The organism is Paucibacter aquatile (assembly GCF_002885975.1).
GTDB lineage: Bacteria > Pseudomonadota > Gammaproteobacteria > Burkholderiales > Burkholderiaceae_C > Paucibacter_A > Paucibacter_A aquatilis.
The window spans coordinates 358,644-381,062 of the sequence record NZ_POSP01000003.1 but is presented as its reverse complement, the minus strand read 5'-3'; the positions used below and the strand labels follow the sequence as shown (position 1 = coordinate 381,062).

Genomic DNA, 22,419 nt, shown 5'->3' with positions numbered 1-22,419 from the left:
CCGGCAAGCAGCCACAGGCTGTCGGCCTAGGGCGCGGAGGCTGGTGCGGGCTTGGCCGCGGCCGCGTCGACCGCCAGGCCGTAACGACCCGCCTCCTGGTCGATCTCCGGACGGCGCTCGCGCGCTGCTGCGAGTGCAGCTTGGGCGCCTGCGGCGTCGCCCAGCTTGCCCAGTGCGATGCCACGGCCGTAGTGGGGCCAGGCGAGCTTGTCGTCCAGCTTCAACGCACGATCAAAATCGGCCAGGGCCTTGTGCCACTCACCCTGCCGCAGGCGCAACCAGCCTCGGCTGTCGAAGTACTTGCCTTGCTCGGCATCCAGATCGATGGCCCGATCGCAGTCCCGCAGCGCCTGTGTCAAGTCACTGTGGAGCATCACGCGCGTCCAGCAGCGCTGGTTCAGCGCGTCGGCGGTGGCCAGGTCATGCGGGTAGGCCGCGAGCCAATGGTCCAGCTGCTTCACCACGGCGGGCAGGTGCTGCAGGCGCAGGTAGATCTGCGCCATCTGCAGGCGCTGCGGGGCTTGCGCGGGCAGCAGGCGATCCAGTTCGTCCAGGTCCTGGAGCGCGGCATCCGGCTTGCTCGGCTTGGCCATCAAGGTCGCCCGCTTCATCCTTGCCTCGGCGTGCGCCGGGTCTGCCGCCAGCGCTGCGTCCAGGTCTTGTTTGGCCAGCTTCGCTTGTCGCATCTGCAGGTGCAGGGTCGCACGAATCACGCGGTGTTCGGCGACTTGGGGCTCCATCTCGCAGGCGCGGTCCAGGTCGGCCAAGGCTGCTTTGTAGTCCTTGCGCGCCATCGAGGCCGCGCCGCGCCGGGCGTAGGACGAGGCCTTGGCTTCGGGGCCGAGTTCGGGCAGGCCGCTGGACTTGGCTTCGTCGCTGTCGTCCTTGGGCTCGGGCTTGCTCAGCGCGAACACCTGGCCGCCGTTGTAGGTGAAGTACATGCGGCGCTGCTTCTTGGACACATAGATGCGGTGCGAAAGGAAAAAGTCGACGCCCAGCAGCATGTCGATCTCGCGCAGCTCGAAGTCAGCGACGCTCAGGCGCACGTTGTGCACCACTTCGGCCCCCAGCTCGAAGCGATCGATCGCGCCGCTCCAGCCGGCCACCGTGCCTTGGCCCACACCGCCCACCCGGCCGGTTGCCTTCAGATCCGTGACGCCGACACTCTTGGCCGCCTTGAGCGACATCACCGTGCGGGCGCCGGTGTCGAACAACACACGCAGGCGTTTGCCATTGACCAGGGCGATGGTTTCGATGGCGGGAGTCTTGGCCTTGCGGTCGGGGCGCAGCAGCTCGATCTCTGAAACCGGCGTGTCGCCGGCCCAGTAAGCCATGCCATGCTTGTCGCAATCTTCGTTGGGGAACATCAGGCGAACCAGACCATGCGCCAGGTCGTATTCGGTGTCGGCCACCGACAGGATGTTGCGGCCCAAAAGGCCCATGGTGCCGTTGCGGTCGTCGTTGCCGCCGATCACAAAATCGACGTTGGGCAACTCGCCGCCAAGCAAATTGATGCGTTCTGCGGTGGCAAGGCCCGCGTGTTCGTCTCGCCCGGTCACGCCTGTGATTTCCATGCCCCAGGGCAGGGCACGCACCTTCATCTTCAGCTGCTGGGCTGCGGCATGGGTGAGGGTGCTGAAGAACGCGCCGCTGTCGACGATCAGGGGAATGTCCTGCCCGTTGATGCCCAGTGTGGCCACTGCCCGAGAGCCCTTCATCGTGACTGGCAACTCCAGGCTCTGAACCTTGCAGGCGGCCCAGCCGGGCTGAGCGCAGGCCACCCAGAGGCCCAAAGCACTGATCACTGCGAGCGCTTGATGCGCCCAGCGCTTTGCTGCACGCATGCCTGTGCTTTCTTCTGTCATCTCCATGGCCTCCCTGCCTGCCTGATTGGTTTGGTTTTGCGCATGCGTTCGTGCTTGCGCGGGCTGCACTGCCTGCTCTTGCAGGTCTTGGGCTGCCGTCGAGTTTGGACTTGAGGTCAGTTCAGCAGCTGCTCCAGCGTGCGGCGGTAGATGTTCTTCAAGGGATCGAGGTTGTCGACCGGCAGGTACTCGTCCACCTTGTGAATGCTGGCGTTGATGGGGCCGAACTCGATCACTTGCGGGCAGATTTTGGCGATGAATCGGCCGTCCGAGGTGCCGCCGGTGGTGGAGAGCTGGGTCGGGCGGCCGGTCTCGGCCTCGATGGCGGCGCAGACGGCGCCGCTCAGCGTGCCCACGGGGGTCAGGAAGGGCTCGCCGCCCAGGGTCCAGTCGAGCGCGTATTCCAGGCCGTGGCGGGCCAGCAGCGATTGCACACGGGCTTTGAGGCCTTCCGGGGTCGACTCGGTCGAGAAGCGGAAGTTGAAATCCACCACCATCTCGCCGGGGATGACGTTGGTGGCGCCGGTGCCGGCATGGATGTTGGAGATCTGGAAGGTGGTGGCCGGGAAGTAGTCGTTGCCTTCGTCCCAGCGGGCGGCCGCCAGCTCGGCAATGGCCGCGGCGGCCTGATGCACCGGGTTGCGGGCCAGCTGGGGATAGGCCACATGGCCTTGCACGCCCTTCACCTTGAGCTTGCCCGAGAGCGTGCCGCGGCGGCCGTTCTTGATCATGTCGCCGACCTGGTCGACCGAGGTCGGCTCTCCGACGATGCAGAAGTCCAGGCGCTGGCCCTGGGCCTTGAGCCGTTCGCAACAGACCTTGGTGCCGTCGACCGAGGGGCCTTCTTCATCGCTGGTCAGCAAGAAAGCAAGGCTGCCGCGGTGCTCGGGATGGGCGCGCACAAACTCCTCGGCGGCCACCACCATGGCGGCCAGCGAGCCCTTCATATCGGCCACGCCACGGCCGTAGATGCGGCCCTCGCGGTAGCTGGGCACAAAGGGGTCGGAAGCCCAGGCGTCCAGCCGCCCGGGCGGCACCACATCGGTGTGGCCGGCGAACATCAGCACCGGGCCGTCTGCATCGCTGCCGCGCTTGATCGCCCAGAGGTTGCTGACACGGAAGTTCTCTGGCCCGCTGTCCATTCGCTGCAGCTCGAAGCCCAGGGCAGACAGGCGCGCGCCAATCAGCTCCAGGCAACCGGCGTCATCGGGCGTGACGGAGGGGCGGGCGACCAGCGCTTCCAGCAGGGCGAGGGTGTCGGACATGAAGGCGAGGGCAAAAGAAAGGTGAGGGGAAAAAGACGCGCTGAAGCCTGAGAAGGCGCTGCGCCGCACAGCGCAGCACGGACTTCAGTCGCCGCGCACGTCCAGCGTGATCTCGGTGAAGCTGGCTTCGTCGCCGGCCGCTTCTTCCTTGGCCGGCGCTTGCTTGAGGGCGCCCGGGCTGTCGTTTTGCAGGCGCCAGAGCAGGTTGGTCGGCGAGTCGGCAAAGGCCAGGCCTTCGTCGCGGGTGATGGTGCCGTCCTTGATGAGCTGGGCGAAATGCTCTTCGTAGCTCTGCGAGCCTTCGGCGATGGATTTCTCCATCGCGTCCTTGACCCCGCCGAAGTCACCTTTCTCGATGAACTCGGCGATCAGCTTGGTGTTGAGCATGATCTCGATCACCGGGATGCGGCCGCCGGCCGTGGCGCGCACCAGGCGCTGCGAGATGATGGATTTCAGGCCTGCGGCCAGGTCGTTCAGCAGGGCCGGGCGCGACTCGGGCGTGTAGAAGGACAGGATGCGGTTCAGCGCGTGATACGTGTTATTGCCGTGCAGCGTGGCCAGCACCAGGTGGCCGGACAGGGCGTAGGAAATTGCCGCCGTCATGGTCTCGCGGTCACGGATTTCACCGATCAGGATGCAGTCTGGCGACTGACGCAGCGCGTTTTTCAGGGCAATCTGCAGCGAGGCCGTGTCGCGGCCCACTTCGCGCTGGTTGACCACCGAGCGCTTGTTGCTGAACAGGTACTCCAGCGGATCCTCGATGGTGAGGATATGGCCGGCCATGGTCTGGTTGCGCAGCTCCAGCATGGAGGCCAGCGTGGTGCTCTTGCCCGTGCCGGTAGCGCCCACCATCAGGATCAGGCCGCGCTTTTCCTGTACCAGCTTGCCCAGGATGGGTGGCAGATTCAGCTCTTCCAGCGAGGGGATGACGTGCGGGATGTGGCGGAACACTGCGGCGATGGTGCCGCGTTGGCGGAAGCCCGAGAGGCGGAAGCTGCCCACGCCGGGGATGGCCACCGCCATGTTCAGCTCGCCGTTCTGGTCCAGCTCGGCCATCTGGGCCGGGTCCACCACCTCGGCAATCAACTGACGCGGCTGCATGGGCCCGAGCAACTGATCCGACAGCTGCACGATCTGCCCGTTCAGGCGGATCAGCACCGGCATCTTGGCCGAAAGGTAAGCGTCGGAGGCACCCTTCTCGGCCATCAGCCGCAGGATGCGTTCCATATTTCCACTCATCCGCTGTCTCCCCGTTCTTGGTCTTCAAGCCGCTGGATGCGCCCCGGTCTCAGCCGGGGCAGTGCTTTTTTGCCCGGTTCAGGCGCGCAGCAGGTCGTTGATGCTGGTCTTGGCGCGGGTGCCGGCGTCGACCTTCTTGACGATGATGGCGGCGTACAGGCTGTACTTGCCTTCGTTCTTGGGCAGACTGCCGCTGATCACCACCGAGCCGGCCGGCACGCGGCCGTAGCTGACGGTGTCGGTCTCGCGGTCATAGATCGGCGTGCTCTGGCCGATGTAGACGCCCATGGAGATGACCGAGTTTTCTTCCACGATCACGCCTTCCACCACTTCCGAGCGGGCGCCGATGAAGCAGTTGTCTTCGATGATGGTGGGGTTGGCCTGCAGGGGCTCCAGCACGCCGCCGATGCCGACGCCGCCGCTCAGGTGCACGTTCTTGCCGATCTGGGCGCAGCTGCCGACCGTCGCCCAGGTGTCGACCATGGTGCCTTCATCGACGTAGGCGCCGATGTTGACGTAGCTGGGCATCAGGATCACGTTCTTGGCCAGGAAGCTGCCGCGGCGCGCCACGGCGGGCGGCACCACGCGCACGCCGGTGGCGCGGATGGCTTCTTCGCTCAGGCCGCCGAACTTGGTCGGCACCTTGTCGAAGAAGGTCATGTCGCCGGCGCCCATGAGGCGGTTGTCGTTCAGGCGGAAGGACAGCAGCACGGCCTTCTTGACCCACTGGTGCACCGTCCACTGGCCCACGGCCTGGCGCTCGGCCACGCGCAGGCGGCCGGCGTCCAGATCGGCCAGCACATGTTCGACCGCCTCGCGCACCTCGGGGGCATTGGCCGGGTTGAGGTTGGCGCGGTTGTCCCAGGCCAGTTCGATGGTCGATTGCAGATGGGCTTGTGTCATGAGTGAAAGCTCGCGGCAGCGGGTGCCAGTCAGGAAGAGGAAGAAGAGGAGGAAGGAGACGGGAAGGATTCGATGTAGGCGACGATGCGCTGGGCCGCTTCAAGGCATTCCGCACTTTCGGCCACCAGGGCCAGCCGGATGCGGCCGGCGCCGGGGTTCATGCCGTGGGCCTCACGCGCCAGCAGGCTGCCGGGCAGCACGGCCACATTGTATTGAGCCAGCAGGCCTTGAGCGAAGGCGATGTCATCGCCGCCGTGGATGTGGCGCGGCACGCCGCACCAGAGGTAGAAGCCCGCATCGGGCAGGGCCACGTCCATATGGGCGGCCAGCAGCGGCGTGACGGCGGCGAACTTGGCGCGGTACTGCGCACGGTTCTCCACCACATGGGCTTCGTCGTTCCAGGCGGCCACGCTGGCGGCTTGGACGATGGGGCTCATGGCGCTGCCGTGGTAGGTGCGGTAGAGCAGAAACTTCTTCAGCAGCGCCGCGTCGCCGGCGACAAAGCCCGAGCGCATGCCCGGCACATTGCTGCGCTTGGACAGGCTGGTGAAGGCGATCAGGTTCTTGAAGTCCGCGCGGCTCAGGCGGGCTGCCGCTTCCAGGCCGCCCAGCGGCGCTTCCTCGCGGAAGTAGATCTCCGAGTAGCACTCGTCCGAGGCGATCACAAAGCCGTGGCGATCGCTGAGCTCGAAGAGCATGCGCCATTCGTCCAGCGGCATGACCGCGCCAGTCGGGTTGCCGGGCGAGCAGACGTAGAGCAGCTGGGTGCGGGCCCAGGTGGCCTCGTCGATCTGTGACCAGTCGGCGGCGAAGTTCTTGGCCGGGTCGCTGTTGGCAAAGGCGGTCTGCGCGCCGGCCAGCAGGGCGGCGCCTTCGTAGATTTGGTAGAAGGGATTCGGGCAGACCACGGTGGCGCCGGCGCGGCTGGGGTCGATCACGGTTTGCGCCAGGGCGAACAGCGCTTCGCGCGAGCCATTGACCGGCAGCACCTGGGTGGCCGGGTTGAGGCTGAGGCCGTAGCGGCGCTGCAGCCAGGCGCAGATGGCCTCGCGCAGCGCCGGCTCGCCGGCCGTGGCAGGGTAGCCCGACAAGCCCTTGAGGCTGGCCATCAGGGCGTCTTCGATCAGCTTCGGTGCCGGATGCTTGGGCTCGCCGATGCCCAGGCTGATGGCCCGGTAGGCGGGGTTGGGTGTGATGCCCGCGTTCAGGGCCCGCAGGCGCTCGAACGGATAGGGGTGCAGTTTGTCCAGCAGCGGGTTGTGGGGCACGGAAGAGGCGGCAGCAGCGTTCATGACAGCGGTTGGGGGAATCGCCGGCATCATAGCCAGCCCAGGCACCCCGGCTGGCTACAGCGACAGGCAAGCCTGCCTTCGTGGTGGGTGGCGCCGTAGGCCACAGTGATCTCCTCGCCCACGGCAATCTCCTGCAGGGCGAAGAACTCGATGGCGCCGTCTTCCACGGCGATGCGGGCATTGGGCCGGCAGCTGTGGTTGGTGAAGCGCATGGGGTCGCTGGAGCGGGTGGCGTCCACCGCCCGGCTGCTGGACAGCTCGACCAGCATGATGCGCTGGCGGCCCTGGGCACGCCGCCGGGCCTCGGCCACGCTGATGGCCTCGCCGGTGAGCGCGCCAATCTTGGCGCCCGCGCGCACAGGCTCGGCCGCAAACACGCCGAAGCCATCGATGCGGCTGCGCCGCACCGTGACTTCGATCAGCTGGTAGGCCGGATGCGAGGCGAGGGCCAAGGCGGCGAGACGCTCAAGCAGGCAGGATCAGGAAGCGCGCTTGATTCAGCGCAGCAGGCCGGATTCGAAGCCGTGGGCCGGCAGGTCCACGCGCGGCTGCTGCTTCCAGCCTTTCTTGCGGTGCTCGACCACCACATTGGTGTAGATGCCGCCGCGCACATACCACTTGGCGGTGATGCGGATGAAGCGCGGGTCGGTGACCTTGACGATGTCTTCCAGGATGGTGTTGGTCACCTTCTCGTGGAAGGCGCCCTCGTCGCGGTAGCTCCAGAAATACATCTTCAGGCTCTTCAGCTCGACGCAGTACTGGTCCGCAATCATGTCGATGGTGAAGTGCGCAAAGTCGGGCTGGCCGGTCAGCGGGCAGTGGCAGGTGAACTCGGGCACCTGGAACTGGATCACATAGTCGCGCTCGGGAGCCGGGTTGGGGAAGACGTGCAGCTCTTTGCTCGGGGCCGAGGGCGGGTTGGGCGGCATTTCGCGCATCTTGGGCGCGGGCTTGGCGGCCGCAGATTTGGCTGCGGGCTTTGCGGCTGCTTTGATCGGGTCCTTGTAAGCCTCGGCGGGCAGCAGCGCAGGCGCGGCGGCCTTGCGTCGGGGGGCGGCGGCTTTGGCGGCGGTCGTAGCGGTGGGGGTCTTGGACGAAGTGGAGGGCGAGGACTTGGCCATGGCGTCAATGCAGGGCGGCCACCGCGTCGAAACAACGCGACGGCGTGCCAAAAGATGGGGAAGGGCGGATGGTATCATCCAGGCCCGCTCAAGCCCCAGGTTTAAGGGCTTTTGTTCAAATAAATCAACAGCTTAGGAGGCTCGTCGGGAGCCGCTGCCGGTGCAAATCGAGCGGCCGCGCCCGGCGGGTAAGAATGGTCTTGCGCCCATGCGTCTGAACTCGATCAAGCTCTCGGGCTTCAAGTCCTTCGCCGATCCCACGGTGTTCCAGCTGCCCGGGCAGCTGGTCGGCGTGGTCGGGCCCAATGGCTGTGGCAAGTCCAACATCATGGACGCAGTGCGCTGGGTGCTGGGCGAGAGCAAGGCCAGCGAGCTGCGCGGCGAGTCCATGCAGGACGTGATCTTCAACGGCTCGGGCAACCGCAAGCCGGCCAGCCGCTCCAGCGTGGAGCTGGTGTTCGCCAATGAAGACGGCCGCGCCGGTGGCCAGTGGAACCAGTTCTCGGAAATCGCCGTCAAGCGCGTGCTGACACGCGACGGGACCTCCAGCTACTTCATCAACAACCAGCCGGTGCGCCGCCGCGATGTGCAGGACGTGTTCCTGGGCACCGGCCTGGGTCCGCGCGCCTACGCCATCATCGGCCAGGGCACCATCAGCCGCATCATCGAATCCAAGCCGGAAGAGATGCGCATGTTCCTGGAGGAGGCGGCCGGCGTCTCCAAGTACAAGGAACGCCGCCGAGAGACCGAGAACCGGCTCAAGGACACGCGCGAAAACCTGACCCGCGTCGACGACATCCTGCGCGAGCTCAACAACAACCTCGAAAAGCTGGAAAAGCAGGCCGAGGTGGCGGCCAGCTACCGCGCCCTGCAAGACGCTGGCACGCTCAAGCTGCACCAGCTCTGGTTCCTCAAGCACCGCGACGCCACCTCCGAGCAAGGCCGGGTCAAGGCCGAGCACCTGGAGGCCGTCAATGCGCTGGAATCGCGCATGGCCGAGCTGCGCCAGGTCGAGGCGGAGCTGGAGACCGTGCGCCAGGCCCATTACGCTGCAGGTGACGAGCTGCACGCTTCACAAGGCCGTTATGCCGAAGCGCAGCTGGAAGTCAGCCGCCTGGAGGAGCGCATCCGCTATGTGGTCGAAGGCCGCCAGCGGGTGGAATCGCGCCTGATCGAGCTGCAGGCCCAGAACACCCAGTGGCAGGAGCGCTCGGTCCAGGCCCAGGAGGAGCTGGAAACCATCGCCGAGCAGATCGCCACGGCCGAGGAGCAAAGCGAGATCCTGGCCGCCCAGGCCGAGGAGCAAGCCGCCAATCTGCCCAATGGCGAAGACGCGGTGCGCGCCGCCCAAGGCCGGGCCAATGAGCAGCGCGCCCTGGTCGTGCAGGTGCAGCAACAAATCCAGGTGCTGGCGGCCGAGAGCCGCAGCATCGAAGAGCAGGCCCGCCAGCTGCGCACCCGGCGCGAGCGCCTGGCGGCCGAGCGCCAAGGCCTGGCCGTGCCCGATGCCGATCGCCTGGCTGAACTGAAGCGCCAGAGCGAGGCGGCTGACGAAGCCCGCGACATGGCCGACGCCCGCCTGCAAGAGCTGCAGGAGCAGGTGCCGCTGCAAGACGAGCAGCGCCGCCATGCCCAGGCCGATGCCAATGCCCAAGGCCGGCGCCAGTCCGAGCTCTCGGCCCGGCTCGATGCCTTGCGCGCCCTGCAGGAGAAGGTGCAGACCGAGGGCAAGCTCAAGCCCTGGCTGGCCAAGCATGGCCTGGATGGCCTGCAAGGACTGTGGACCAAACTCCATATTCAAGCGGGCTGGGAGAACGCCCTGGAGGCCGCGTTGCGCGAGCGCATGAGCGCCCTGCAGGTCGGCCGCCTGGAAACGGTGCAGGCCTTTGCCGCCGATGCGCCCCCGGCCCGGCTGGCCTTTTACTCGCCGCCGGCCGCCGCCATTGCCAACACCCACGAAACCCTGGCGCGCCTCAGCGATCTGCTGCGCCTGGACGACGCCGGCCTCAAGGCCTTGCTCAACGACTGGCTGGAGGGTGTCTACACCGCGGCCAGCCTGGAAGAGGCCCTGGCCCAGCGAGCCCGCCTGACCCATGGCGAGCTGATCATGACCCCGGCCGGCCATGCGGTCAGCCAGTTTGCGGTCAGCTTCTATGCGCCTGATTCCGAGCAGGCCGGCATGCTGGCCCGTGCGCAGGAAATCGAGCAGCTGCAGCTGGAACTGCGCGCCCAGACCCTGATTGCCGAAGAGGCCAAGAGCGCCCTGGTGCGCGCCGAAGCCGCCTACACCGAAGGCTCGCAACGCCTGGTGCTGCTGCGTCGCGAGGCCGGCGAGGCGCAGAACCGCGCCCACCAGCTCCACGTCGAGCTGCTGCGCCTGACCCAGCAAAGCGAGGCGGCCAGCGCCCGGCGCGGCCAGCTGGAAGGCGAGCTGGCCGAGATCGATGCCCAGGCTGAGGGGTTGCAGGAACGCCGTGTCACCGGCGAAGCCCGCTTCGAAGAGCTGGACATGCAGCTGGCCACCACGCAGGAGCGCCATGCCGAGCTGGACGAGGCGGTGATCCTGGCCGAACGCCGCCTGGGCGAGGCGCGCGAGCAGCTGCGGGCGCTGGAGCGCCGCGCGCAGGAGTCGCAGTACAGCGCCCGCGCCCTGGCTTCGCGCCGGGCCGAGCTGCAGCGCGCCATCGAGACGGCCCAGCAACAGGTGCAGACCAACACCGCCTCGGCCGAGAGCCTGCAGCGCGAGATGGACACGCTCAACGATGCCGCCGCACAGGCCGGCCTGCAGGACGCGCTGGCCTTGAAGATGGAGCGCGAGCAGGCCTTGGCCGCCGTGCGCAGCAACTACGACGACCTGAGCTTGCGCCTGCGCAAGGCCGACGAGCAGCGCCTGACCTTCGAGCGCAGCCTGGACCCGCTGCGCGACCGCATCACCAAGCTGCAGCTGGAGGAACAGGCAGCCCAGCTCGGCGGTGCCCAGTTCATGGAGCAACTGGTCGCGGCCGAGGTGGACCTGGAGGCCCTGGCCCAGGGCATCGAGCAAGGCCAGGTCAAGCTCTACGGCCTGCAGGGCGAGATCGACCGCATCAACCGCGAGATTGCCTCGCTCGGCGCCGTCAACCTGGCTGCCCTCGATGAGCTGACGTCGGCGCGCGAGCGCAAGACCTTCCTCGATTCGCAGTGCGCCGACCTGATGTCGGCCATGAAGACCCTGGAAGACGCCATCCACAAGATCGACCTGGAGACCCGCGATCTGCTGGGCGCCACCTTCGATCAGGTCAACCACCATTTTGGCCGCATGTTCCCGACCCTGTTCGGCGGCGGCCAGGCCAAGCTGGTGATGACGGGCGATGAAATCCTCGACGCCGGCGTGCAGGTCATGGCCCAGCCACCGGGCAAGAAGAACAGCACCATCCACCTGCTCTCGGGCGGCGAAAAGGCGCTGACGGCGATTGCCCTGGTGTTTGCGATCTTCCAGCTCAACCCGGCGCCGTTCTGCCTGCTGGACGAGGTGGATGCGCCGCTCGATGACGCCAACACCGAGCGTTATGCCAAGCTGGTGGCCGAGATGAGCAGCGGAACCCAGTTCCTCTTCATCTCGCACAACAAGATTGCAATGGAAATGGCCGAGCAACTGATCGGCGTGACCATGCAGGAACAAGGCGTGTCCCGCATCGTGGCGGTAGACATGGACAAGGCCCTGGCCATGGCCGAGGCCTGAAGAGGATGAGCAGCGAGAAGATGCAGCAGCAGAAAGCGACAACTGTGACGAAGAACTGGATGCGGGCGCAGCTTGCGGGCTGGCGCGCTGAGCGGGGAGCCTGCGCATGAGCCTGACCGAAATGCTGGCCATCCTCGGCGGCCTGGTGCTGGCCGGTGTGGTGGGCCACGGCGCCTGGAGCGCCCGCAAGGCCGGCCCACGCCGCGCCGAGCCGCAGAAAGAGCCGGTCATGGACGGCCAGCGCCAGGAGCCTGGCCTGGACGGCGCCGCCGCGGCCGAGCCCTCGGGGGCGGGCCTGGATGAGGCCTTGCCGACCGTCAGCCGCCCGCCGCGCAAGCCCTCGGCCCGCATCGATGCCTTGATCGACGCCATCGCCACCATCACCCTGGACGCACCCATCAGCGGCGAGATGGCCACCTCCCACCTGCCGGGCAGCCGCCGCGCGGGCACCAAGCCCTTTCACATCGAGGGCTTGAACGCCGAAAGCGGCGAGTGGGAGCTGCCCCTGGCCGGCCAGCGCTACGGCGAGTTCCAGGCCGGCGTGCAGATGGCCAACCGCAACGGCGCGATGAACGAGATCGAGTATTCGGAGTTTGTGCAGAAGGTCCAGGGTTTTGCCGATGGCATTGGGGCCTTTGTGCAGTTCCCCGACATGCTCGATGTGGTCAGCCGCGCGCGCGAGCTGGACCAGTTTGCCAGCGCCCATGATGCCCAGCTGGCCGTGGTCCTGCGCGCCCGCAATGCCGCCTGGACCCTCGGTTATGTGCAGCAGATGGCCTTGCGCCACGGCTTTGTGCCGGGCGCCATGCCCGGGCGCCTGGTGCTGCCGGCGGCGGAAGAGGGCGCGCCGCCCATCCTCTCGCTGAGCTTTGATTCCCAGGCTGCGCTGGCCGAAGATCCGCAGCAGTCCTCGCTGCGCGACCTGGCCCTGTCGCTCGATGTGCCGCAGACGCCGGAAGCGCTGGAACCCTTCGCCAGCTGGCAGGAAGCTGCACGCGGCCTGGCCCGCGACATCGAGGCCGATGTCTGCGATGACCGCGGCCACATCCTCAATCTGCACGCCTTCGCCAGCATCGGCCAGGAGCTCAGCACTTTGTACCGTGCCCTGGCTTCGCGTGATCTGGCAGCTGGAACGCTGGCGGCGCGCCGTCTGTTCAGCTAGGCTTCGAACGCAACGCGGCCCAGCGCCGCCCATCGCCAACCCCGACCCAAGGATCCCAATTTGCTCAGCAACCTGCTCTTCATCGCCGCCCTGATCGCCGCCAGCGCTTTTTTCTCAGTGGCCGAAATGGCGCTCGCCGCCTCGCGGCGGATGAAGCTGCGCCAGCTGGCCGATGAGGGCGATGGGCGTGCGGAGCAGGTGCTGGCGGTGCAGGAGCAGCCGGGCCATTACTTCACGGTGGTGCAGATCGGCATCAACACCGTGGCCATCCTCGGCGGCATCGTCGGTGAAGGGGCCTTGACCCCGCATTTCGCCGCCATGCTGGGCTATCTGGTGGCGCCCGAGCTGGCCCAGACCCTGGGCTTTGGCCTCTCGTTTGCGTCCATCACCTCGCTCTTCATCGTGCTGGCCGATCTGGTGCCCAAGCGCCTGTCCATGAATGAGCCCGAGCGCATGGCGGTGGCGGTGATCGGCCCCATGCAGTGGCTGGTGGCCTTGTTCAAGCCCCTGGCCTGGGTCTTCAGCGTGCTGACCGAGGGCCTGATCCGCGTGATGGGCCTGCCGGCCGCGCGCGACAACAGCATCACCCATGCCGACATCCTGGCCCTGGCCGAGGCCGGCAACCAGGCCGGTGTGGTGGCGGACGCCGAGCAGCAGGTGATCGAGAACGTGTTCGAGCTGGACACCCGCACGGTCGAGAGCGCCATGACCACGCGCGAGCGGGTGGTGTTCTTCTCGATCAACGACGATGACACCCTGATCCGCAACCGCATCGCCGACGATCCGCACTCGACCTATCTGGTCTGCGAGAGCGAGATCGACCAGGTGGTGGGCTATGTGGACGCCACCGATCTGTTCCAGCGCGTGCTGCGCGACGAGCCCATCGCCCTGCGCGCGGAAGGCCTGGTCAAGAAGGTGCTGATCGTGCCGGACCGCCTGACCCTGTCCGAGGTGCTGATGCAGTTCCGCGAAAAGCACGAGGACTTTGCCGTCATCGTCAACGAATACAGCCTGGTGGTGGGCGTGATCACGCTCAACGATGTGATGAGCACGGTCATGGGCAGCCTGGTCACCTCCTACGACGAGGAGCAGATCGTGCGCCGCGAGGACGGCTCCTTCCTGGCCGACGGCATCACCCCCATCACCGAGGTGCAACGTGCGCTGGAGCTGGACATCCTGCCCCATGCCGGCCAGTACGACACCTTGGCCGGTTTCCTGATGGTGATGCTGCGACGCATCCCCAAGCGCACCGACCAGGTGCTCTGGGCCGGCTGGCGCTTCGAGGTGGTCGATGTAGACAGCCACCGCGTCGACCAGGTCATGATCGCCCGCGTGCCGCCGGCGCCGCTGGCTGAGGCAGGTTGAGGCAAAAGTAGGGCAGCGGCCCGACATCCCTGAGCGGCCCGGCCCGAGCCGGCCATGCTCAGCGCCTTGGGCGCACACGAATTGGTTCTCAAGAGGCCTTCGGATTTCACGGTCTCTTGGCGAGGTGCGGACATCCATGCCAACTCTCGGTAGCCATTGCGCTGGACTGGCAAGGGTATTGGCGCAATCGCTTGCCATCAACATACAGACTTGACCCGCGCAAGCTGTAAGACCTTACATATTGCGACCTCGGAGCTTCTGGCAGCATCCGCCCCATAAGAATCAAATCAATACCAATGGGGTACCAGTACCTGGTTCGTGCTTGATGAATCGGTGCTGCAGGGAGGGTTCGAGATGCGGTCTCAAGGGCAGAGAAGGACGTTCCACGCGTTGCGGAGCCTATGGCTCGTGCTCGTGCTGCTGGTTCTTGGTTTGAGTGAGGCCTTGGCGGCGGATGCCGTCGACCTGTCCATCCAGAAAGCGCAAGCCTGGTTGCAGGCCCAGCTCAAGCCGGACGGCAGCTTTCAGAGCGAAGCCCGCTCGACAGTCCACCAGGCTCAAGCTGAGTTGGCGCTGGCATTTCGCGCTCAAGGACTGGCTCCACCGGAGTCGGTCCTGAATGCGCTTTCGCGTGGAACCGCTTCGGGACTCACCGAGGACGTGGCCCGCAGCACCTGGGTGTTCGGGGGGGCGAGCGCTGGCCCGTGGCTGCAATCGCTGCGGCAGCGACAAGGGGCAGATGGAGGTTTTGCGGCCCATGCAGACTCGCAGTCCTCCATGCTGGACAGTGCGTTCACCTTGCGCACCTTGCCACGGGCGCTCGACGACGAAGCGACGAAGGCGCTGGCCTATTTGCTCTCCAACCAAGCTGCTGACGGCTCTTGGAACAGCCCACCGCTTTCACCGATCTACCTGACGGCAGCATCGCTGCTGGGCCTGCGCGAGTGGGCCTCTGTCAAGCCGCAGGCTGCGGTGGCTGCGGCCAAGGCCGCGAGCTATTTGCTGGCGCAACGGAGCCCGGAGGGTGTGTGGAGCACGGCTGACTGGCTGAATGCATGGGTTTACCTGGCTGTCCATGACTTCAGTACGGCCCCGGCAGTTCAGGACATGGCTCGGACACGTTTGCTGGCCGGGCAGGCAATCGATGGCAGCTGGGGGCAAGATCCTTTCGCCACGGCGCTCGCGATTCAGGCCTTGTCGCTGTCCAAGCAAGCCCCTTTCAATCCGAGCCAGTCCGTTCTCAAGCTTCAGCTGGTGGACTCTGAATCGAATGCCGCTGTCTCCGGTGCGCGGATTCGTCTGCTTGGAACGGTGCCTGCGTCCAGCAGCAGTGATCCACGCGGACATATTGAGATCCGCGAGCTCGCGAGCGGCAGCTATGACTTGCTGATCAGCCACGATGCCTATGCCGATGTGTCGGTGCAGCTGCAACTGCTACCGGGCCAAGTCTCAAACCTGGGCGCTCTGCGACTGGCGCGCAAGAAGGCGGGTGACTCGGAGTCGACAAGCCTCAGCGGAACAGTGGTGGACGCCAGCACCTTGACACCGATCGCCGGGGCCTCGATTGCCTGGGCAGATGGTTCTGCTTCGACCGTCAGTGATGCGGGAGGGCAGTACAAGTTTGATTCAATGGCTCGTGGCAACCTGACTCTTGTGGTCAGCAAGCAGGGCTACATCAGCACGGCGGCGAGTTTGAACACCATGGCAGGAGGCGCCCATCTGTTCTCGCCCCAGCTGAGGCCTTCGACTGCGAGCTCGGGTTCGGAGGCCATGGGCTGCCGGATGTTCGGTAGGGTCACTCGCGCTTCGGATGCTGCACCCTTGGCCGGGGCGCTGATTCGCTTGAGCGGCGCCAACAACAAATCAACGAGCAGCGATACCGCTGGCAACTATCTGATTCCGCAGCTGGTGTCTGGCCTGACGACCGTACAGGTCAGTCGAGCTGGATTCGATCCGGCCACCGCCACCGCCACCTTGGCCTGTGCTGGCGCACCGGGCTTCGAGCTGTCGCCGAGCTTGCACCTCAGCGGCACGGCACCCCCGGGCTCCAATCTGGCCAGCGTGACCTTTTCGGTGCGTGACTTTGACACTGGCCTGCCCCTGGCGGGGGTGGCCGTGCAAGCCCGACCGCAAGATCAGGCCCCGTTGAACAGCCTGAGTGGCGCGGATGGCCGGGTTTCCATCGAGGGCTTGCAACAGACCAGTCTGCTGCTTCGCCTCAGCTTCGCTGGCTATGACGATGTGCTGGCCACCGTCAAGATCGATGCACTCAGGCCGATTGAGCTCGGTGGTCTGCAGATGCGCAAGAGCCGAGCGGCCATCGTTCGCGGCACGGTGTTTGATGCTGTCACCTCCCTGCCATTGGCTGGGGCCAAGATCCAAGTGGCAGGATCTACTCTCGAGGCCAGCAGTGACTCGGCGGGGCGCTACCTCATCGCGGGGCTGCAGGCAGGCTCCCAGGTGGTGACCGTGAGCCTGGACGGCTATGCCAGTGCTTCGGCATCCATGGCCGTGCAGGCCCATGGCGAAGCGCTGTTTTCGCCCAGCTTGTCGCCGATCGCTTCGGTCCCGGGTTCAGGCGCACAGAGCTGCCGCTTGTTTGGCAAGCTGCTTCGTTTCCGTGACGGAACACCTGTGCAAGGGGCAAGCGTTCGCATCTCGGGAGCCAGCAATCAGCAGGCAATCAGTGACTCAAATGGCAGCTACCAGATCCATGGCTTGAGCAGTGGCCTGGCTTCAGTGTCCGTGGAAGCACAAGGTCATGACACCGTGACCGCCGGCCTTGGCTTCGCCTGCACGGCGGGCGCGGCGATCGAGTTCTCGCCCCCTTTGTATGAAACTGGCAGCTCGCCGCCCGATGCCAACAGCGCCGGGATGTCCTTTCAGGTGATCGACGCTGCAACGGACCGGCCGCTGCCTGGCCTGAGTGTTGTTGTCAGTCCCTTAGGGCAGAGCCCTCGCCAGGTCCTGACCGACGTCAACGGCCGATTCACGGTCAAGGGTTTGAAAGAGGCGACCGTTCAGCTGGAGCTCAGCCCTCCTGGCTTTGACCCGGTGAGTCTGAGCTATTGGGTGACACCTTTGCGCAGCCAGGATCTGGGTCAGCTGCGATTGCGGCGCCAGGGCTCGGACGCTGAACTGAGTGACTTGGCCGTGATTCGGGTGCAGCGGCACACGGCCGTGACCGAGGTGCAGACCCTGGCCCTGACGGGCAGCCTGCGCGTGCAGATCAGCAGTATGGGCCGTGCCGGCAGCCCGGAAAGGGTAGGACTGCTTGCCTTCCATGACCGCAACGGCAATGGGCACTACGACAAGGAGCTGGACACCGTACTGGGACGCAGCGAATTGGCTGCGGGCCTGGCGGCTGGCACGGCCACCGAAATCGAAGTCTCTGTTGCCGGTCAGTTGCCCTTCAGGGACGCGCCGATTCATGTGCTGATCGACCCCGACCTACAAGTTCCCGAAGTCCGGCGCAGCAACAATATGAAGTCCACGGCCCAGGCCGCGGAATTGCGTCCGGCGATCGGTAGCTTCAATCCTTTGTTGAAGTGGCATTGGGATGGCGCCACGTCGATCTACCCCGACTACAACCAAGTCATGATGGCGCCGGTCGCGGGTCGCATCCTGGACACCAATGGCGACGGCAAGATCGATGCCTCGGACCATGTCTCGGTGGCATTCACCTCTTTCAATCGTGCCGGGGACACCTGGCGAGGTGATGGTGTCATTCGCGTCGTGGATGGGCATACGGGTGTCGACCAGCTCAGCATCAAAGACAGTGAAAGGCCGATCTCGGCGGTGGGCAATCTCGTTCTTGCCGATCTAGATGGGGATGGCCGTCCAGAGATCATCGGGGCCTCGCAGGACTATCGCGTTTCGGTCTATCGCAACGATGGAAGCCGCTGGTGGACATCCCAGCCAGTTGGTCCTGCGGACGGGTATCCGCCCTCGGGCGGAGCCAATGTGGCGGATCTTGACGGTGATGGCTCGCCCGAGATCCTGTTCGGTAGTTCAGTGTTTTCTGCACAAGGCGAGTTGAAGTGGCAGGCTCCGGGAATAAGTTTGGAAACTTCAGAAATTCGAGTTGCATTCCCGATTGCGGCCGATCTCATGGGTGTTGGCCAGCAGAACTTGATTCTTGGCAGTTCGGCCTTCACTGCCCAAGGTGAACTTCTGTGGCGAATGGGTGATGGATTCGCGGCTCTGGCTGATTTCGACGGAAACGCGATACCCTCAATTGCGGTGGTCGGAGGAGGCAAAGTTTCACTTTTGAATCGTAACGGCTCGGTGCGTTGGACGGTCCCCCTCCCCGGAGGGGGGTGGGGTGGGCCCGCGACGATTGCTGATGTTGACGGTGACGGTGTGCCGGATATTGGTGTCGCAGGGGCTAGCGCGTACACCACGTTTCGAAAGGACGGCAGCGTCATTTGGTCGAGGACTTCGCAGGACTATTCCTCGCAGTTCACTGGCTCTACCGTGTTCGACTTTGACGGCGATGGTTCTGCCGAGCTGTTGTATGCCGATGAGCTGCATCTGCGAGCCTTCAAGGGATCGACCGGCCAAGTGCTTTGGGAGATTCCGAACTCCTCGGGCACGGCGCACGAGTACCCCTTGGTTCTGGATATCGATGCCGACAGTCACGCCGACCTGCTCGTCGTGTCGAATGACTATTACCGACCGGCCAATGCCACCGAGCTGATGCATGGGGTGAGGGCTTTCCAGGACCGAGGCAACAGCTGGGTGAACACGCGCCAGCTCTGGAACCAGCACGCCTACAGCATCACGAACGTCAACGACGACCTGAGCATTCCGGCGCTGCCGCGATCTTCATGGACTGCACACAACAGCTTCCGCGCCAACAAGCGACTGGATGGCGCTGCAACGGAAGTACCTGATTTGACCGGCAGCTATCTGCGTGTCGACGACCGCGGCGCCGCTGGAACCTCGTCCTTGACGGTCCGTGTGGGCAATGGCGGCGCCCTGAGTGCGCCGGCCGGCGTTGCGGTCGCCGTCTTTGCCTTGGGCGAAAGCAACCCTCGCTTGCTGGGCGTCGGCCGGACTTCGCAAGCGCTCGACAGCGGGCAGTTCGAGGACCTACAGCTCGTGCTGCCAGGCGCTCTATCCACGGTGGAGCGCCTTCGTGTGGTGGTCGACGATGATGGCCAGGGTCATCAATGCTGCAGCGACTTTGATCGCAGCAACAATGAGGTGAGCGTATCGCTGCCCGGTTTGACGAACGCGATGACCCTGAGCCTGAGCAGTGACAAACCCAGCTATGGACCTGAGGACACCGTGCTCCTCAGCGCTCGCGCTGGCAACACGGGGAGCTTCGCCAAACGGGCCCGCGTGCGTGCCAGCATCCTGACTCAGGACGGAACCCTTGTCGCGAATCTGCCGCTGTCTGAACTGGCTGAGGTGCCGGTACAAGATGGGCGAAGTTTTGAGCTGGCCTGGTCGGTGGCTGATGCCCAGCCAGGCGGCTATCGTGCCCGGGCCGAACTGCAGGATTCGACGGGCAGGGTGCTGGATCGGGCCGAGCTGGAGTTCTCGGTGCAGGCCAGTCCGGTGAGCAGCTTGAACGCCTTGCTGCGCAGCGACAAGCGCCGCTATGCACGGGGGGAACTGATTCAGCTCAGATCTCGTGTCAGCAACGCCTCGACCCACACCGATTGGCAGGGCCTGATCGTCCAGACCGAAGTCCGAAAGAGCGGTGTCGCTCAATGGCAACGCAGCGAGACCGTGGCCCAACTGGGCGTTCGCACGCAGCGCGAATTCAGCTATGCGCTGACGGATGTTGCCCTTCCCGTGGGTGAGCATGAGGCTTGGCTGCGAGTTTCGGACAGCAGTGGCCTTGAACTGGCTTCGAGCACGGTCAAGCTGACGGTGCTGGACGTGGCCCAGACCGGCGTCGGCTTGAGCGGCCAGTTGCAACTGCAAACGGAACCCGTAGAACTGGGCAGTTCAATCGCTCTGGCATTGACCGCCTTCAATCGCGAAGCCAGCCCCTTGGTGGACTTGCCGCTGAAGCTGCGTCTGGTCGATCCGGCAAACGGTAGTTTGCGTGCCGAATTCGGTTTCACGGCCCAGCTTGCTGCACAGGGCAGCCACGCCAGTTCGATCGATTGGTTGAGCAGCGGCGAGCCCGGAAAGCTGCTGGCGGTCTTGTCGGCCAGCATCAATGGACGAGAACAGCTGCTGGACCAACGCGGCCTTGAACTTGTGCCGCCTCAGGTGCGCCTGAACTTTGCGCAGACGCTCAGCTCATGGCAGAAGGTTCTGGTTCTGAGTGCCTGTCGCCGCGCGGTGGATGATGTCTTGGGGCAATGCGGTGCCAAGCCCCTTCCAGCTGAAGATGCTGCGGCCTTGGTCCGTTGCGACAGCCAGCGCAACACGGCCTTGGCCCGCTATCTGGAAGCGCAGGGCCTGGAGCACAAGATCACCAGCACGGCACTGGAGTTCAGCCGCGAGTTGCGCAGTGGGTTGTTCAGCAACTACTGGGTCAACGAGGGCGCCGGCGGGCTTCGCGAACCCCTGCCCAGCGAGCTCAAGGCGGCGCTGGCACGTGGGCAAGGCCTGGTGTTGGAGGGCTTGCGCTTGTCGACGCCCCAGAGTCTGCATGCCTGTGCCGGCGTGTCCGTCCAGGGTGCGTTTGCCAATCCCACTCAGACCCTGACTTTTGCCGAGCAACTGTTCCCGGCCGGCGTGTTCACGGTCAGCAGCCAGACGGTGCCCTTGAAAGCCGGGCCTGCTGCCGTCGTGCAAGCCAGGCTTGGCAATGCCGATGGCGTGGTCAGTGCGCAAAGCACGGGAGGAAAGACACTCGCCCTCGGTTTCGACTGGCAGGCCACCTTGCTGTCCCAGCAAGCCGATGCCCGCTGGCCAGGGGTGCTCAAGAAGGCATTCCAGCATCTGCGCCCGGCCGCGCCTGAGCGTGCCAGCCATCTGGCCGGCGAGGTGATACAGCTGAGCTCGGTGCTTCGCAATGAGCTGGCCCCCTTGAAAGCGCAGCTGCTGATGACCTTGCCCGAAGGCATTCAATGGCTGCAAAGCTCGCAGAGTCCAGCGCTAGAACTTGTAAACGGCCGGCAGCGCTTGCGCTGGCAGCTGGATCTTGCCGCCCAGTCAGAACAGACCGTGGACACCCGCCTGCGTGTCTTGCCGGGGCGCTCGGTGCTCGATGTCGAAAGCGAGATCCTGGTTCAAAAGAACGGTCAGTACCAGCCTTACCAAAGCAAGACGCTTCGCATCCAGGTCACCGAACTTGTCGATCTGATCCAGGAAATCAAGAGTGGATTGACGGAGTCGGGCACGCCCGAGCCGGAGCAGCAAGCTCTGCGCCAGCAGGTTCAGACGCAGTTGCTTCGTATCGAGGCCTTGCTCGGCGCAAGCCAGTACAGCAGCGCTTTGACTGCGGCGCTCTATGTCCAGGCGCGCTTGCCAGGACTCGCTGCCAGTGCCGGCGTCACGGATTCGATGGCGCGCTTGGTCGGGGCCATTGCTTGGCTGCAGCACAGCGCACAGGAGACCCCATGAAGCCCGTTCAGAACCTAGAGCGTCGCGCCTTGCTGCGTCGCACCCGTGCGCTGAGCCTTGCCACCCTGGTGACGGTGAACCCGTGGAGCCGAAGCGCCCGCAGTCAGCCGGCTACGGCCACCGCCTTGGGCAGCCCTTCGGCCATCGACCTGGGCGTGGCAGCCCAGTACTCGGGCTTCTTCTTTGGGCGCGTGAGCCGGCTGCCCCATATCGAAGGCCGCCTGGCTGCCGCCGGCGACATCAATTTATCCGGCACCAGCATCGGCGAGCGCGCGCCGCCTGGCCTGCAAGCCTCCTTGGTCGTGGGCGGCAACGTCGTCCGCTACACCGGTGGCTTCATCCATGCGGGCTCTCTGGACAGCCACGGTGTCTATGCCGGCAACCTGGTCCTGGCCTCCCATTTTCTGGACCTGCGCAAGCAGGCCTCGCCCATCGACTTTGCGGCCGAGCAGGTCTATCTGTGCGGCCTGAGCGAGCAGCTGCGAGCCATGGTGCCCACGGGAAGCGTCAGCAAGCTCTGGTCCACCGTCACGCTCAAGGGCAGTGGTCGAGATCTGGAGGTCTTCGCCCTGAGCGCCGAGCAGGTCGCGAGCGGCCTGAACCTGCAGCTGGATGGCATCAAGCCCGGCGCCAGCCTGATCCTGAACGTGGCCAGCAACAGCCAGCGCCAATTGCTGCTCGGCATCGAAATGGCCGTGCTCAAGCCCTTCCATGGCCGGGTGCTGGTCCATGCGCCGGATGTGGATGTGCTGCGCATGGTGGGCATCCGGGTGGAGGCCAGCGTGCTGGCCCCCTTCGCCTGCGTCAAGGACTCCAGCGGCCACCTGGAGGGCAGCGTCATCGCCGCCAGCTGGGACAGCAGCATGGATATTGGCTACGGGCCGTTCATCGGCGCCTGAAGGCATGCCGCTGCATCAAACAACAAGAAGTCGGTGAGTCCGACAGACCCAGAG

At 65.4% G+C, this 22,419-nt stretch carries 12 protein-coding genes; 5 read left to right on the top strand and 7 right to left on the bottom strand.

Annotation, left to right across the window (positions count from 1 at the left end; genetic code table 11):
• Positions 1 to 26 precede the first annotated feature (26 nt).
• The 7 genes from C1O66_RS04995 to queF all read right to left on the bottom strand — a co-directional run bounded on the left by C1O66_RS04995 (position 27) and on the right by queF (position 7,493).
• Positions 27 to 1,844, bottom strand: a complete 1,818-nt coding sequence (locus tag C1O66_RS04995; protein WP_165794489.1) for an aspartyl protease family protein — start codon at positions 1,842 to 1,844, stop codon at positions 27 to 29.
• A 137-nt stretch (positions 1,845 to 1,981) separates the two neighbouring features.
• Entirely contained in the window at positions 1,982 to 3,130 is a 1,149-nt protein-coding gene (dapE, locus tag C1O66_RS04990; protein WP_102766878.1) for a succinyl-diaminopimelate desuccinylase, read from the bottom strand.
• Positions 3,131 to 3,214: 84 nt separating this feature from the next.
• A complete protein-coding gene (locus C1O66_RS04985; protein ID WP_102766877.1) occupies positions 3,215 to 4,369 on the bottom strand; it encodes a PilT/PilU family type 4a pilus ATPase in 1,155 nt (384 codons plus the stop codon).
• A gap of 78 nt (positions 4,370 to 4,447) precedes the next feature.
• Positions 4,448 to 5,272: a 2,3,4,5-tetrahydropyridine-2,6-dicarboxylate N-succinyltransferase gene (dapD, locus tag C1O66_RS04980; RefSeq protein WP_102766876.1), complete on the bottom strand. Its 825-nt coding sequence runs from the start codon at positions 5,270 to 5,272 to the stop codon at positions 4,448 to 4,450.
• A gap of 29 nt (positions 5,273 to 5,301) precedes the next feature.
• Positions 5,302 to 6,564 carry a succinyldiaminopimelate transaminase gene (gene dapC / locus C1O66_RS04975; RefSeq protein ID WP_102766875.1) on the bottom strand — a complete coding sequence of 421 codons (1,263 nt, stop codon included), beginning with the start codon at positions 6,562 to 6,564 and terminating at the stop codon, positions 5,302 to 5,304.
• Positions 6,565 to 6,590: 26 nt separating this feature from the next.
• On the bottom strand, positions 6,591 to 7,016 hold the full coding sequence (locus tag C1O66_RS04970) for an SET domain-containing protein (RefSeq protein WP_102766874.1): 426 nt from the start codon (positions 7,014 to 7,016) through the stop codon (positions 6,591 to 6,593).
• A 45-nt stretch (positions 7,017 to 7,061) separates the two neighbouring features.
• Positions 7,062 to 7,493, bottom strand: coding sequence for a preQ(1) synthase (gene queF, locus C1O66_RS04965; protein ID WP_102769474.1), 432 nt, complete (start codon positions 7,491 to 7,493; stop codon positions 7,062 to 7,064).
• A 400-nt stretch (positions 7,494 to 7,893) separates the two neighbouring features.
• On the opposite strand from queF, the gene smc reads away from it, so the two are divergent.
• The 5 genes from smc (at position 7,894) to C1O66_RS23840 (ending at position 22,365) form a co-directional block, all read left to right on the top strand.
• Positions 7,894 to 11,406 (top strand): chromosome segregation protein SMC, encoded by a 3,513-nt coding sequence (smc, locus tag C1O66_RS04960; protein WP_102766873.1) that lies wholly within the window; start codon positions 7,894 to 7,896, stop codon positions 11,404 to 11,406.
• Between the two features lie 106 nt (positions 11,407 to 11,512).
• The gene (locus C1O66_RS04955; RefSeq protein WP_102766872.1) at positions 11,513 to 12,568 is read left to right on the top strand and encodes a cell division protein ZipA C-terminal FtsZ-binding domain-containing protein; all 1,056 of its coding nucleotides are present in this window, start codon (positions 11,513 to 11,515) and stop codon (positions 12,566 to 12,568) included.
• A gap of 60 nt (positions 12,569 to 12,628) precedes the next feature.
• Positions 12,629 to 13,933 carry a polyamine export protein PaeA gene (locus C1O66_RS04950; RefSeq protein WP_243392711.1) on the top strand — a complete coding sequence of 435 codons (1,305 nt, stop codon included), beginning with the start codon at positions 12,629 to 12,631 and terminating at the stop codon, positions 13,931 to 13,933.
• Between the two features lie 318 nt (positions 13,934 to 14,251).
• A complete protein-coding gene (locus C1O66_RS04945; protein WP_133155108.1) occupies positions 14,252 to 21,466 on the top strand; it encodes a carboxypeptidase regulatory-like domain-containing protein in 7,215 nt (2,404 codons plus the stop codon).
• Positions 21,463 to 22,365 (top strand): choice-of-anchor A family protein, encoded by a 903-nt coding sequence (locus C1O66_RS23840; protein WP_165794488.1) that lies wholly within the window; start codon positions 21,463 to 21,465, stop codon positions 22,363 to 22,365. The genes C1O66_RS04945 and C1O66_RS23840 overlap by 4 nt, the downstream gene beginning before the upstream one ends.
• Positions 22,366 to 22,419 lie beyond the last annotated feature (54 nt).

Excerpts from the sequence above, each read along its gene's own strand:
- dapD (WP_102766876.1), bottom strand. The coding sequence starts at position 5,272 with ATGACACAAGCCCATCTGCAATCGACCATCGAACTGGCCTGGGACAAC.
- smc (WP_102766873.1), top strand. The coding sequence starts at position 7,894 with ATGCGTCTGAACTCGATCAAGCTCTCGGGCTTCAAGTCCTTCGCCGAT.
- C1O66_RS04995 (WP_165794489.1), bottom strand. The coding sequence starts at position 1,844 with ATGCGTGCAGCAAAGCGCTGGGCGCATCAAGCGCTCGCAGTGATCAGT.
- dapE (WP_102766878.1), bottom strand. The coding sequence starts at position 3,130 with ATGTCCGACACCCTCGCCCTGCTGGAAGCGCTGGTCGCCCGCCCCTCC.
- queF (WP_102769474.1), bottom strand. The coding sequence starts at position 7,493 with ATGCCGCCCAACCCGCCCTCGGCCCCGAGCAAAGAGCTGCACGTCTTC.
- dapC (WP_102766875.1), bottom strand. The coding sequence starts at position 6,564 with ATGAACGCTGCTGCCGCCTCTTCCGTGCCCCACAACCCGCTGCTGGAC.
- C1O66_RS04955 (WP_102766872.1), top strand. The coding sequence starts at position 11,513 with ATGAGCCTGACCGAAATGCTGGCCATCCTCGGCGGCCTGGTGCTGGCC.
- C1O66_RS04985 (WP_102766877.1), bottom strand. The coding sequence starts at position 4,369 with ATGAGTGGAAATATGGAACGCATCCTGCGGCTGATGGCCGAGAAGGGT.
- C1O66_RS23840 (WP_165794488.1), top strand. The coding sequence starts at position 21,463 with ATGAAGCCCGTTCAGAACCTAGAGCGTCGCGCCTTGCTGCGTCGCACC.